At 65.7% G+C, this 12,226-nt stretch carries 12 protein-coding genes; 10 read left to right on the top strand and 2 right to left on the bottom strand.

Features of this window, described 5'->3' with window-relative positions:
• The first annotated feature begins 5 nt into the window (after positions 1-5).
• The 7 genes from Q0C42_RS03150 (at position 6) to Q0C42_RS03120 (ending at position 6,489) form a co-directional block, all read left to right on the top strand.
• On the top strand, positions 6-782 hold the full coding sequence (locus Q0C42_RS03150; RefSeq protein ID WP_295071827.1) for an SDR family NAD(P)-dependent oxidoreductase: 777 nt from the start codon (positions 6-8) through the stop codon (positions 780-782).
• On the top strand, positions 782-1,882 hold the full coding sequence (locus Q0C42_RS03145; protein ID WP_295071825.1) for a mannonate dehydratase: 1,101 nt from the start codon (positions 782-784) through the stop codon (positions 1,880-1,882). The genes Q0C42_RS03150 and Q0C42_RS03145 overlap by 1 nt, the downstream gene beginning before the upstream one ends.
• Positions 1,879-2,760, top strand: coding sequence for an SMP-30/gluconolactonase/LRE family protein (locus Q0C42_RS03140; RefSeq protein ID WP_295071822.1), 882 nt, complete (start codon positions 1,879-1,881; stop codon positions 2,758-2,760). The genes Q0C42_RS03145 and Q0C42_RS03140 overlap by 4 nt, the downstream gene beginning before the upstream one ends.
• Positions 2,757-3,752: a hypothetical protein gene (locus tag Q0C42_RS03135; protein WP_295071819.1), complete on the top strand. Its 996-nt coding sequence runs from the start codon at positions 2,757-2,759 to the stop codon at positions 3,750-3,752. The genes Q0C42_RS03140 and Q0C42_RS03135 overlap by 4 nt, the downstream gene beginning before the upstream one ends.
• Positions 3,749-4,594: a 3-methyl-2-oxobutanoate hydroxymethyltransferase gene (locus tag Q0C42_RS03130; RefSeq protein WP_295071816.1), complete on the top strand. Its 846-nt coding sequence runs from the start codon at positions 3,749-3,751 to the stop codon at positions 4,592-4,594. Before Q0C42_RS03135 ends, Q0C42_RS03130 begins: the two co-directional genes overlap by 4 nt.
• 3 nt (positions 4,595-4,597) lie before the next feature.
• On the top strand, positions 4,598-5,587 hold the full coding sequence (locus Q0C42_RS03125; protein ID WP_295071813.1) for a sterol desaturase family protein: 990 nt from the start codon (positions 4,598-4,600) through the stop codon (positions 5,585-5,587).
• A gap of 65 nt (positions 5,588-5,652) precedes the next feature.
• A complete protein-coding gene (locus Q0C42_RS03120; protein ID WP_295071810.1) occupies positions 5,653-6,489 on the top strand; it encodes a ParB N-terminal domain-containing protein in 837 nt (278 codons plus the stop codon).
• Between the two features lie 3 nt (positions 6,490-6,492).
• Here the strand turns inward: Q0C42_RS03120 and Q0C42_RS03115 are convergent, their stop codons facing one another.
• Together Q0C42_RS03115 and Q0C42_RS03110 are read right to left on the bottom strand one after the other, a co-directional pair.
• Positions 6,493-8,433, bottom strand: coding sequence for an ATP-binding protein (locus tag Q0C42_RS03115; RefSeq protein WP_295071807.1), 1,941 nt, complete (start codon positions 8,431-8,433; stop codon positions 6,493-6,495).
• Between the two features lie 224 nt (positions 8,434-8,657).
• Positions 8,658-8,858, bottom strand: coding sequence for a SlyX family protein (locus Q0C42_RS03110; protein ID WP_295071804.1), 201 nt, complete (start codon positions 8,856-8,858; stop codon positions 8,658-8,660).
• A gap of 70 nt (positions 8,859-8,928) precedes the next feature.
• Between Q0C42_RS03110 and hisS the strand changes: the two genes are divergently transcribed.
• The 3 genes from hisS to hisG are packed head-to-tail and all read left to right on the top strand — an operon-like array spanning position 8,929 to position 12,187.
• Entirely contained in the window at positions 8,929-10,398 is a 1,470-nt protein-coding gene (hisS, locus tag Q0C42_RS03105; RefSeq protein ID WP_295071802.1) for a histidine--tRNA ligase, read from the top strand.
• Positions 10,395-11,492, top strand: a complete 1,098-nt coding sequence (locus tag Q0C42_RS03100) for an ATP phosphoribosyltransferase regulatory subunit (protein WP_295071799.1) — start codon at positions 10,395-10,397, stop codon at positions 11,490-11,492. The genes hisS and Q0C42_RS03100 overlap by 4 nt, the downstream gene beginning before the upstream one ends.
• Positions 11,489-12,187: an ATP phosphoribosyltransferase gene (gene hisG / locus Q0C42_RS03095; RefSeq protein ID WP_295071796.1), complete on the top strand. Its 699-nt coding sequence runs from the start codon at positions 11,489-11,491 to the stop codon at positions 12,185-12,187. The genes Q0C42_RS03100 and hisG overlap by 4 nt, the downstream gene beginning before the upstream one ends.
• The last annotated feature ends 39 nt before the right edge of the window (positions 12,188-12,226 follow it).

Raw genomic sequence — 12,226 nt, 5'->3', positions numbered from 1 at the left:
GAAAGATGGAATTCGCAGGCAAAATCGCACTCGTCACCGGCACCTCCGGCATCGGCCGCGCCTCGGCGCGACGGCTGGCGCAGGGCGGCGCCAAGGTCCTCGCCCTCGGCATCGACCCCGAGGTCAACGCCGAGTTCGACGCCCTCGCCAAGGCTGAAAACCTGCCAATGGAAACCCGCCTCTGCGACGTTTCCAACGACACCCAGGTCGCCGCCGCCGTCGCCGACTGCATCGCCCGCCACGGCCGTCTCGACATCATCGTTAACGCCGCCGCGATCCACCCGTTCGGCACCGTCCTCACCACCGACCCCGCCACCTGGGACCGCTGCATGGCCGTCAACGTCGGCTCGATCTACCTCACCGCCCGCCACGGCCTCCCGCACATGACCGGGGGTGGAGCGATCGTGAACATCTCCTCGGTCCAGGGCCATAACTGCCAGCAGAACGTCGCCGTCTACGTCGCCACCAAGGGCGCCATCCACGCCCTGACCCGCGCGATGGCGCTGGACCACGCCGACCAGCGCATCCGCGTCAACTCCGTCTCCCCCGGCTCGGTCCGCACACCGCTCCTGTCACTCGCCGCCCGCACCTACGGCGGCGAGGGTGTGACCGAGGCTGAGGCCTTCGCCCGCTTCGGCGCCGCCCACCCCATCGGCCGCATCGGCGAACCCGAGGAGGTGGCCGAACTGGTCGCCTACCTCGCCTCCGACAAGGCCGGTTTCATCACCGGATCGGATTTCCGCATCGACGGCGGCCTCACCGCAGGGATTGGAGTGAAGTGATGAAGATCGGACTGGGCCTCTACCGCGAAATGCTGACCCCCGACAATTTCCGCTTCGCCGTCCAGGCGGGTGCCACCCATGTCGTCGCCCACCTGACCAACTACTTCGCCGGCCGCGACCCCAAGATCCACGGCGGCGATCCCCGGCAAGGCTGGGGCGACTGCTCCACCGACACGCTCTGGACCTACGAGGAACTCTCCGCCCTCGTGGCCGCCCTGAAAGCCGAGGGCCTCGAACTCGCCGCCCTCGAAAACTTCTCGCCCCGCTTCTGGTACGACGTCCTCCTCGACGGCCCCGAACGCCCCGCCCAGATCGAGGGCCTCAAACGGCTGATCCGCGACGCGGGCCGCGCGGGCGTCCCCTGCATCGGCTACAACTTCTCCATCGCTGGAGTCTACGGCTGGACCCGTGGCCCCTACGCCCGCGGCCGCGCCAATTCCGTCGCCCTCGGCATGGCCCCTTCGGAACTGGATGCCCCCATCCCCGACGGCATGGTCTGGAACATGCGCTACCGCCCCGAACGGCCCGGCGCACCCCCCGTCTCCCTGACCGAAACCGAACTCTGGGACCGCCTGCAACACTTCCTCGCCGAAATGGTCCCCGTCGCCGAAGAGGCCGGCGTCACGCTCGCCGCCCACCCAGACGACCCACCGCTGGACCTCCTCCGCAACACCCCGCGCCTCGTCAACCGGCCCGAGAAATACGACCGCCTGATGTCCCTCGTGGACAGCCCAAGGAACGGCCTCGAACTCTGCCTCGGCAGCTTGCAGGAAATGCCCGGCGCCGACATCTACGCCCACGTCCGCCGCTTCGCCCGCTCTGGCCGGATCGGCTACATCCACTTCCGCAACGTGCGCGGGAAGGTCCCCCGCTACGTCGAGACCTTCGTCGACGACGGCGACATCGACATGGCCGAGATCGTCCGCATCCTGCGGGACGAGAACTACCAGGGCGTGATGATCCCCGACCACACGCCCGAAATGACCTGCGACGCCTCCTGGCACGCCGGGAAGGCCTTCGCGCTCGGCTACATGAAGGCCCTCGTGCAGAACGCCCACGCCCTTGGCCCGGCGCGCAGCTTGATGGCGGCGGCGGAATGAGCGTCGAGGTCGCAACCCCCATCGGCGACCGCTGCGGCGAGGGCGCGGTCTGGTCCGCCCCCGACCGCGCGGTCTACTGGACCGACATCAACCGCTTCCTGATCCACCGCTTTGACGAGGCCTCCTCCGCCACCCGCTCCTGGCTCTTCGACGAACCCGTCGTGGCCCTGTCCCTCACCACCGACCCCGGCCGGATGCTGGTCTGCCTCGCCTCCAAACTCATCTGGTGGTGGCCCGCCACCGACCGCCGCCAGGACCACGGCTTCCGGCTGGAGGGCTTCCCGAGGGTCCGCCTCAACGACGGCCGCACCGACCCCTTGGGCAACTTCTGGGTCGGCTCGATGAAGAACAACGTCCTCCCCGACGGCGAACTCGGCGACCCCGGTCCGGGCGAGGGCAAGCTGTTCCGCATCGCCCCCGATGGCAGCGTCACCATTTTCGTGGAAGGCCTCGGCATCTCCAATACGCTCTGCTGGTCCCCCGACCGCCGCACCTTCTACTTCGGTGATACGCTCGACAACGTCCTCTGGGCCTACGACTACGACGCAGGCCAGATCACCAACCGCCGCGACCACTTTCGCGGCTTTGACCGGGGCCTGCCAGACGGCTCGGCCATCGACTCCGCCGGTGACCTCTGGAACTGCCGCTTTGGCGGCGGCTGCATCGCCCGCGTCGGCCCAGATGGCGCACTCAAAGGGACAGTCGACATCGGCGTTCCCAACGTCACCACATGCGTCTTCGGCGGCGCTGACCTCAAGACGCTTTACATCACCACCGCCTCCATCGTGACACCCCCCGGACACCGCCTTGCAGGCAGCCTCTTCCGCACCCGCGTCGACACCCCCGGCATGGCCGAAAACCTGATGGCCGTCCGATGACCCAGCGCCACGCCATCGCCTGGGCGCATGGCATGGCCTCGGTCCAGGCCCTTGGCGGGATGCTCGGCCCCGTCACCTTCCTCCTGCCCGACGGCCGACAGGTCTCCCCCCTCCACGTTGCCCCCTGGTTCGACGACCCGACCCGCAAGGACCAACCGCCCATCCTGCAGGACCTGCGCGGCGAATGGCCCTGCGTCCCCTTCGGCACCGACGCCCCCCGCAGCCTGTCCGAAGGCTGGTCCGCCACCGGCGAAACCTTCGACGGGGCAGGGGTCCCGCACGGCCATTCCTCCAACGCCGAGTGGGTCTTCACCGAAACCGCCCCCGACCGCATCACCCTCACCTGCGACTACGCCAACACCCACCCCATCCGCCGCCTCACCCGCACCATTGCCGCCGACCCGCAGGCCCCCGCCCTGAACATCACCCTCACCGTCGAGGCCCGCCGCCCCTGCCGCCTGCCCATCGGCCTCCACCCGACGCTCCGCCTGCCGACCACTGCCCAAGCCCGACTCGATCCGCCCGCCTTCCGCCAGGGCCGCGTCTTCCCCCTCGACGTCGAGCCCAGTCAGGGTCTCCTGCAACCCGGCTCCACCTTCGCCTCTCTCACGGCAGTCCCAACCCGCACGGAGACCACCCTCTCTCTCGCCGCCCTCCCCCTGACCGAGAACACCGAAGAACTCGTCCAGCTTACCGGCGTCTCGGGAGGCTTTCGCCTCCACCACCCCGACAACTGGACCGTGACCCTCGACTGGGACACCGCCCACTTCCCCTCGCTCCTCCTCTGGATCTCCAACCGGGGCCGCGCCTACGCCCCCTGGAACAGCCGACACGTCGCCCTGGGCGTGGAACCCGTGAGCGCCGCTTTCGACCTCGGCCCCGCCGTCTCCACCGCCCCGAACCCGATCAGCTCCATGGGCATCCCCACCGCGCAAGCCTTCTACCCGGGCGAACCCTTCATCACCCACTACCGCATCGGGGTAGGCACATGACCCCGATCTACACCTTCGGCGGTCAGCCCGCCCGACGGAACCTGACGCTCCGCGACATCCGCAAGGCGAAAGCCGAACACCGGAAGCTGACCCAAGCCAACGCCACCCGCGACATCGCCGAGGAAGCCGCCGCCGTCGCCGCCTCGGGCATCGACCTCCTGAGCGTCACGTCCCTGCGCTACGACGAGGCCCGTGCCGCCGCCCCCGACCAGTACATCATCGCCACCATCGGAGCGGCGCACCTCGTCACCCCCGACGAGGTCCTGCGCGAAGCCTTCCGCGTCGCCACCGCCGGGGCCGACTGCATCTACACCATCCGTAGCCTGCAGATCATCGAGATGCTCGCCCGCGAGGGCCTATCAATCCAGGGCCACGCCGGCCTGATCCCCCGCAAGTCCATCGCCACCGGCGGCCTCCGCGCCATGGGCCGCACCGCCGACGAGGCCCTATCGATCCTTGAAGACGTCCGCCGCCTGGAAGACGCCGGGGCCATCGCCGTAGAACTGGAATGCGTCGCCGAGGACGCCGCCGCCGCCATCAGCCAGCGCACAAAACTCATCACCCACGGCATCGGCTCCGGCCAGGGCACCGACGTCGTCTTTCTCTTCACCGCCGACATCTGCGGCGACACCCCGAAACTCCCCCGCCACGCCAGACCGTTCGGAGACCTCAAACCCCTCCGCGCCGCCCTCGACACCGAACGCCGCCGCGCCCTCACCGCCTTCGCCGACGCCGTCCGCACCAGCCAGTTCCCCGACGCCGCCACCTCCATCCCCATGCCGCCCGAGGAGCGCGAAAAACTCGCCGAAGCCCTCGACCGCCTCCGCCCCCTCCACGGATAACCCATGCCCGACGAGCCCCCCCGCCGCGAGATCTGGAACCACCACCCGCAGTTCCCCATCCCGGACTCCGCCCTCTTCCACTGGCCCCCGAACCCCCGCGCCGCCCTCTGGTGGTTGACCAAACGCTGGGTCCAGCTGACCTCCGGCACCCTCTTCCTCGCCACCGCGGTCCTGGTCTACACCCTCCTCCAACCAAGCCCCGAAACCATGCAGACCCTCGCCCCCGGCTGGGTCCTCGCCATCTGGGCCCGCAACCTCCTCCTCCTCACCCTCTACGCCGGCACCCTCCACCTCTGGCTCTTCACCTTCACCCTCCAGGGCGACCGCCTGAAATACGACGCCCGCCCCCTGATGCGCGACAACGGCTCCTTCGCCTTCCGCGACCAGATCCTCGACAACATGTTCCACAGCCTCACCTCCGGCGTCGCCGCCTGGACGCTGTTCGAGGTCCTCTACTGGTGGGGCACCGCAAACAACGTCATCCCCACCTTCGCCTTCACCGGCAACGAACTCTGGTTCCTCGCCTGGCTCCTCGCCGTCCCCATCTTCACCTCCGCCCACTTCTACTTCGTCCACCGCCTCCTGCACTGGCCGCCGCTCTACGCCCGCGTCCACGCGCTCCACCACCGTTCCATCAACATCGGCCCCTGGTCCGGCCTCTCCATGCACCCCGTCGAAAGCCTCCTCTACGCCTCCGCCGTCCTCATCCACTTCATCGTCCCCTCCCACCCGGTGATCTTCCTCGTCCACATCTACATCAAGATGATCGGCCCCTCCTTCTCCCACGCCGGCTTCGAGGGCCTCCTCGCAAAGGACACCCGCCTCATCAACGCCGGCGACTTCCACCACCAGCTCCACCACCGCTTCTTCGAATGCAACTACGGCACCGCCGAGGTCCCCTGGGACCGCTGGTTCGGCTCCTTCCACGACGGCACCGACGCCGCCACGGACCGCATAAAGGACCGCCGTCGCCGCATGACGCGCAAACCCTGACCGCCCGCCCGCCTCACGCCGCCTTAACCCCCATGCGCTTCCCTCCTGCCAAAGGAGCATCACGCATGGACCCCCTCCACCACCTTCCCCTCACCTCAATCGACCCCCACGCCCTCCTCCGCGACCGCACCACGCTGGACCCCGCAGCCCTCGCCCAACTCCAGCACTCCATCGCGACCGAGGGCCTCCGCACCCCGATCGAGGTCTGGGCCCTCTCCACCCCCCGCCCCCATGCGGCCGGAACCCACACCTACGGCCTCATCTCCGGCCTCCGCCGCCTCACCGCCGCCGGGCACCTCGGCCTCCCCACCATCCCCGCCTTCCTCCGCTCCCCCCAATCCGTCGCCCAGGCCCTCACCGCCATGGTGACCGAGAACGAGGTGCGCGAGCCCGTCTCGCCTTGGGAAAAAGCCGCCCTCATCCTGAACGCGGTCACCGAGTCCCACTTCGACACCCCCGACGCCGCCATCGCCGCCCTCTTCCCCTCGCTCCCCCGCTCCTCCCGCCAACGCCTCCGCGCCCATGCGACAGTGGTCGAGGCGCTCGGCCCCCTCCTCACCGCCCCCGAAACCCTGACCATCCGCCAACTCGACACCCTCGCCAGCGCCGTGATGGGCGGGCATGAGGACCTCCTCACCGCCACCCTCCACCCGCACGCGGGCAGGGGACCCGAGACCCAATGGTCCGCCCTCCGCCCCGTCCTGATGGATATCGCGCGCGAGCCCGTGGACCCCACCACCCGCCGCCCCCGCAGGCTGCTGCGCCTCCGCCAAGGCCTGACGATCACCCGAGAGCCCACCCCCACCGGCTGGCTCCTCCGCTTCACCGGCCCCCAGGCGAGGTCCCCCGGCCTGATCGACGACGTGCTGGACAAGGTGGAGGAGTGGTTTGGGAGGGGGTGATTGCTACTGAAGCGTCGGGTCCAGTAGAAGGTCCGCTTGGACTGGTTCGGCAGCCTTCAGCGCTTCAATCATAAATGGCGCATCCATCAGCTTTGCATGCAAGTTAAGCATTCGCTTTTCGGCCTGTCCGATAAAGGTATTGTACAGCATTGGACGAATAATTGTCCGATCCCCCACTCGCAAAGGCTCAGACTCTTGTTTTTCGATTGAATCACCAAGTAAGTATCCCGTTACGTAAGTGTCTGAAGAAATGAGCCCCTTATTTCTCAGCTCTTTAACGTAATCCCAAACTTGGTTCTTTTCCCGCGATCCAAGTGGAACGCCCGGCCGCTTGAGTTCAACAATGATTAGCGTATCGACTCCGCTCTGATTGTGTTCATGGTCAAAGCTTGGCCGGTCGTAGAAGCCAACCGTGCTATCTGGAAGAACAACAAAATCGGGTCTCCGAAGCGAACCCTCTTCACTCAATCCGAAAAGCTGATTTACAACCCGGGTCATTCCCTTATTCGACGTAAACTCTATACTCTCGAACTGCGGACCAAATATCCATAGTGATTGCCCGAATAGTGGCTGCAGGTCTTGGACTTCTCTAGTTAAGGTGGACGCAGTCTTCTGGCGAATCTCCTCAATCAGCTTGAGCCGCCGAGCAATCTCGTCCAAAGCCTCTTTCGCTGCCTTGATTGTCCACTCCTCAAGAAGACTGTTCCAGGAGTCCAGATCATTTGGGGACAGACCATGCAGCTTATCGAGCAAACTGTACTGTGATTGTGCCAACTCCATGTTCGCTAGAATGTCCATAACTTGGGCAATCTGTGTGTCTCCAAGACTTGGACACCGCTCAATGAGGGCATCCAGCATCCCTGTCCATCTGTCTTGGCTTAACTTTGGTAAAGCTTGGACCTTAGTCGCTTGGCTTTGAAGAATCTGGTTGCGAGTAATGCTGCGCTTTGCACTAAGTAGCTCCGCCAGCTCAGCGCGAATCCTCTCATGGATCGCTGGTTTAGCAATTTTCCAGTTTGCGCTCTCATCTCGGAACGCCGACCAGTCGGGAAGGACGTCTTCTGGTTTGAGAAAGGTCGCTTCGACAACGAAAGAGTATCGCTTTGCTTCTTCTTTCCTGCCGTCAATGACTTTGTCAACAAAGGCTGCCCAACTTGCCTCTCCCACAAGTCGGTTGTTGACCCACCACGCAATGCCATGTTGCTTAGAGGTGCGGTCTGCCCGACTGGAGTCGAGCACCCGAACTATGGCGATGCCAAGGCCTTTGACATCAACTTTCAGTTCCTGAATTTGATCCTGTGGTACATCCGAGAATGTCACTGAAATGCCATCAACAGTGACTTTAAACTGAGGATCAAGCAGGAATCTTGTGCTGAGGATACTGCGAACCTCCTCGGGAGCAAGAGAACTTCCAATAGGGCTCAAACCAAGTATCTCTGTTCCGCTGTCGAAATCTCCCGCAGTCTCTTCTTCCAAGTCAATCTCAATTGGGTTGAGTGTTCCCTGTGAGACGGAAAACGTGCAGCGCGTGCCTTCCTTGGTCGTGATTACTTTATAGGGAGAGGAAAAATGGAAAGCGGCATGGCGGCCTCTTCCGTTGTTTCCGTAAACTCGTCTCGGTCGCGCACCCGGCAATCCCGAAGGTGGTTCTGCCATGTTCCCCTGATGGGTAACCCTGTCGTAGTCGAGCGTTCTCCAACGCTTGGAGAACTCGCTCTTAGTCATTCCGCATCCGTTATCCCGGATTGAGAAAAAGGCCTTCTTGCCGCGCTCTGGCCAAGAAATATGAACTTCTGTGGCGTAAGCGTCCCAAGCATTTGCAACAAGCTCAACAAGCGCAGTCGTTGGGTCCGACATGATGGAACCAGCGTACTTTCCAAGAAATCGCTCATCGAAAAGAGTGCCTTGCAACTCACTCAAATTCTTAACCCTCAGCTCTTCCATTGGATCACACCGTATATCAGAGGGAACTCAACTCCAAGATGTTTGCGAGGAGGCAAGTGCCGCACAGTATCACAATGTTCGCGTAAAGTTCCAAGACCGTTTGTGTCGAATAATCAGTTTTGATCTCTGTAAGGACAGCGCCAAACCCTTAACAAACCCCTAACGCCCACAGCTAACCCCTTGGAATCCTTTGCGGCCTCCACCTGCCCACGCGTGGGCACCCCTCACCAGTGCGGCGGGCGGACGTTCGCCTCCACAGAGCCCCCTCCCGAAGCCTCCTCTGCCGCCGCCCGCTCCATCAGAAGCCGGACCCGCCGCTCCAGCCCCGCGATCTCCCCCGCCTGACGGGCCACCACGTCCGACAGGTCCTCCACCGCCCGCATCAGATGGGCCACCCGTTCCTCCAGCTCATCAACCCGGTCCATCACACCCCCCGCTTGCCCGTTCCTCACCCACGGGATACACGGACCCCGATCAAAAGCGAAGGTCCCGCCCATGGCCGACAAACCCCGCCGCCCCCGCGCCGAGACCCCGAAGGGATTCCGCGACTATTTCGGGGCCGAGGTCACCGAACGGAAAGCCATGCTCGACCGCATCGCCGCCGTCTACCACCGGTACGGGTTCGACCCGCTGGAGACCTCGGCCGTCGAAACCGTGGAGGCCCTCGGCAAGTTCCTCCCCGACGTCGACCGCCCCAACGAGGGCGTCTTCGCCTGGCAGGATGAGGACGCGGACTGGCTGGCCCTGAGGTACGACCTCACCGCCCCTCTCGCGCGCGTCGCCGCCCAGTACCGCAACGACCTCCCCTCCCCCTACCGCCGGTACGCGATGGGCCCCGTCTGGCGGAACGAGAAACCCGGCCCCGGCCGCTTCCGCCAGTTCTACCAGTGCGACGCGGATACGGTCGGCTCTGCCTCTGTCGCCGCCGACGCCGAAATCTGCGCCATGCTGGCCGACGCCCTGGAAGAAGTCGGCATCCCCCGCGGCGACTACGTGGTGAAGGTGAACAACCGCAAGGTCCTGAACGGCGTGATGGAAGTGGCGGGCCTTGCCGGGGACGACAAGGACGCCGAACGCGGCATCGTTCTGCGAGCCATCGACAAGATCGACCGCCTGGGGCCAGACGGCGTCCGCGCCCTCTTGGGAGAGGGCCGCAAGGACGACAGCGGAGACTTCACCAAAGGTGCAGGTCTTTCAGCTGAACAGGCCGAAATCGTGATGGGCTTCACCACCGCCAGGCGCGACACGGGTGCTGCAACGGTCGCCCGGCTGCGCGAGCTGGTGGGGGCCTCGGTCATCGGGTCAGAGGGTGTCGATGAACTGGAAGGGATCGCCGCCCTTCTGGATGCGCAGGGCTACGGGCCGGACCGGATCGTGCTGGACCCCGGCGTCGTGCGGGGGCTCGGCTACTATACCGGGCCGGTCTACGAGGCCGAGCTGACCTTCGAGATCCTGGATGAAAAGGGCCGCAAGCGCCAGTTCGGCTCGGTCGCCGGGGGTGGGCGGTATGACGGGCTGGTCAAGCGCTTCACCGGGCAGGATGTGCCGGCGACCGGGGTTTCCATCGGGGTGGACCGGCTGCTGGCCGCGCTTCGGGCCAAGGGGCGCAGCACGGCCGAAAGCGCGGGCCCGGTGGTTGTAACCGTGATGGACCGAGACCGGATGGCCGATTACATGGGCATGGTCGGCGAGTTGCGGCAGGCCGGGATCCGGGCCGAGGCCTATCTGGGCAACCCGAAGAATTTCGGCAACCAGCTCAAGTATGCCGACAAGCGGCAGTCTCCCGTCGCGGTGATCCAGGGCGGGAATGAGGCCGAGAAGGGCACGGTCATCCTCAAGGACCTGATCCTTGGCGCGAAGATCGCCGAAAGCGCGACGCTGGAGGAATGGAAGGACCGCCCGGCACAGGTCGAGGTGCCGCGGACTGAATTGGTGGCGGCCGTCCGAAAGATGCTGGGCCAATGACCCAGAAGGCGGCGATCCGCGCAGAAGGCGAGCGGCTGCTCGCGGCGTTCGTCGCCGCGGGTGCAGTGCCCGTCGAAGCGGATATCCTGCTGCCAGCGGGGACGCTGCTGGACCTTTACGGCGAGGATATTCGGGCGCGGGCCTATGTGACGGACGATCCGGTTCGCGGCGAGATGATGCTGCGGCCGGACTTCACGGTGCCCGTCGTTCAGGCGCACATGGCGCATGGAGCGGAGCCGGCCCGCTATGCCTATCTGGGCGAGGTCTTCCGCAAGCAGATGCGCGGTTCGGGTCGCGCCAGCGAGTACCTGCAGGTGGGGTATGAGGTCTTCGACCGGGCCGCACCGGAGGCGGCGGATGCCGAGGTGTTCGCGCTGTTCCGTGACCTGCTGGCGGGTTTGAACCTGCGCCCGGTCACCGGGGATATCGGCATCCTGATGGCCGCCGTCCGGGGGCTGGAGACGACCGAACGGCGCAAGGCTGCCTTGCTGCGGCACGTCTGGCGGCCGGTGCGGTTCAGGGCGCTGCTGGACAGGTTTGCCGGGCGGGCTCCAGTTCCTGCGGATCGGGTCAGGCTGCTGGAGCGGTTGAAGGCGGGCAGTCCGTCGCAACTGATCGAAGAGGCAGGCACCTTCGTCGGACTGCGTTCGGCGGAGGAGATCGCTGCGCGGGCCGAGGCGCTGGTGGCCGATGCGGAAACTCCGCCGATCAAGGCGACCGAAGCGGCTTTGCTGTACGATCTGCTCAGCTTGGAGGCCCCTGCCGCCCATGCGCTTAGCCACCTGCGCGGGATTACCGCGATGCTGCCGGCCATTGGCCCGGCCGTGGACCGGTTCGCGGCGCGACTGGACGCTTTGGCAGAGCGGGGCGTCGACGTGGCAACCCTGGCGTTTGAGGCCAGCCACGGCCGAACGGCGCTGGAGTACTACGACGGCTTCGTCTTCAGCTTCCTGGCTGACGGACTGCCTCCGGTCGGCTCGGGCGGGCGATATGACGCCCTGACGGCCGTGCTGGGTGCAGGTGCCTTCATTCCCGCGGTGGGCGGAGTGATCCGGCCCGGTCTGGTCGCGCGGCTGAAGGGGGCGGTGCAATGATCCGGATCGGGGTGCCGTCCAAGGGGCGGCTGATGCAGGACTGCTTCGACTGGTTCAGCGCGCGCGGCGTGGCAATGCGGCGAGCGGGTTCGGACCGGGAGTATTCCGGGATCGTCGAGGGGGTGGAGGGCGTGGTCCCGGTGCTGCTCTCGGCCGGCGAAATCCCGCGTGAACTCGCTGCGGGGCGGATCCATCTGGGTGTCACCGGGTCGGACCTGGTGCGCGAGCAGTTGGGCGAGGATGAGGTGGCCGAGATCGCGAAGCTGGGCTTCGGACAGGCGGACCTGATCATCGCGGTGCCGAACGTCTGGATCGATGTCGAGACGGTGGACGACCTGGACGCGGCGGCGGCGGGGTTCCGCCGCGCGCATGGTCACCGGCTGCGGATCGCGACCAAGTATCACCGGCTGGTGCGGGATTTCCTGCAGTCGCAAGGGGTTGCGGATTACCAGCTGGTCGACAGTCAGGGCGCGACCGAGGGCACGGTTTTGAACGGAACCGCTGAGGCGATCGCCGACATCACCTCGTCGGGTGAGACGCTGCGGGCAAACCACCTGCGCATCCTGTCGGATGGGCTGATCCATTCCAGCCAGGCGCTTCTCTGGGCCAGCCGGGTGGCAGAGTGGTCAGCAGCGGACCGTGCCACTTATGCCGGTCTTGCGGCGAAGCTGGGCGTTCCGGCGCAGCCCTACTGACCGCTCTTCGAAGACTTCGTCACTCCTCGCTCCGGTGGC

The organism is Tabrizicola sp. (assembly GCF_022842145.1).
In the GTDB taxonomy this organism is placed as follows: domain Bacteria; phylum Pseudomonadota; class Alphaproteobacteria; order Rhodobacterales; family Rhodobacteraceae; genus Tabrizicola.
This window is presented reverse-complemented; position numbering and strand designations above follow the sequence as displayed.

Bases quoted from the DNA above. Each gene is read 5' to 3' on its own strand.
- Q0C42_RS03150 (WP_295071827.1), top strand. From the start codon at position 6: ATGGAATTCGCAGGCAAAATCGCACTCGTCACCGGCACCTCCGGCATC.
- Q0C42_RS03110 (WP_295071804.1), bottom strand. From the start codon at position 8,858: ATGGACCGGGTTGATGAGCTGGAGGAACGGGTGGCCCATCTGATGCGG.
- Q0C42_RS03115 (WP_295071807.1), bottom strand. From the start codon at position 8,433: ATGGAAGAGCTGAGGGTTAAGAATTTGAGTGAGTTGCAAGGCACTCTT.
- Q0C42_RS03145 (WP_295071825.1), top strand. From the start codon at position 782: ATGAAGATCGGACTGGGCCTCTACCGCGAAATGCTGACCCCCGACAAT.
- Q0C42_RS03100 (WP_295071799.1), top strand. From the start codon at position 10,395: ATGACCCAGAAGGCGGCGATCCGCGCAGAAGGCGAGCGGCTGCTCGCG.
- Q0C42_RS03120 (WP_295071810.1), top strand. From the start codon at position 5,653: ATGGACCCCCTCCACCACCTTCCCCTCACCTCAATCGACCCCCACGCC.
- hisG (WP_295071796.1), top strand. From the start codon at position 11,489: ATGATCCGGATCGGGGTGCCGTCCAAGGGGCGGCTGATGCAGGACTGC.
- Q0C42_RS03130 (WP_295071816.1), top strand. From the start codon at position 3,749: ATGACCCCGATCTACACCTTCGGCGGTCAGCCCGCCCGACGGAACCTG.
- Q0C42_RS03135 (WP_295071819.1), top strand. From the start codon at position 2,757: ATGACCCAGCGCCACGCCATCGCCTGGGCGCATGGCATGGCCTCGGTC.
- Q0C42_RS03125 (WP_295071813.1), top strand. From the start codon at position 4,598: ATGCCCGACGAGCCCCCCCGCCGCGAGATCTGGAACCACCACCCGCAG.
- hisS (WP_295071802.1), top strand. From the start codon at position 8,929: ATGGCCGACAAACCCCGCCGCCCCCGCGCCGAGACCCCGAAGGGATTC.
- Q0C42_RS03140 (WP_295071822.1), top strand. From the start codon at position 1,879: ATGAGCGTCGAGGTCGCAACCCCCATCGGCGACCGCTGCGGCGAGGGC.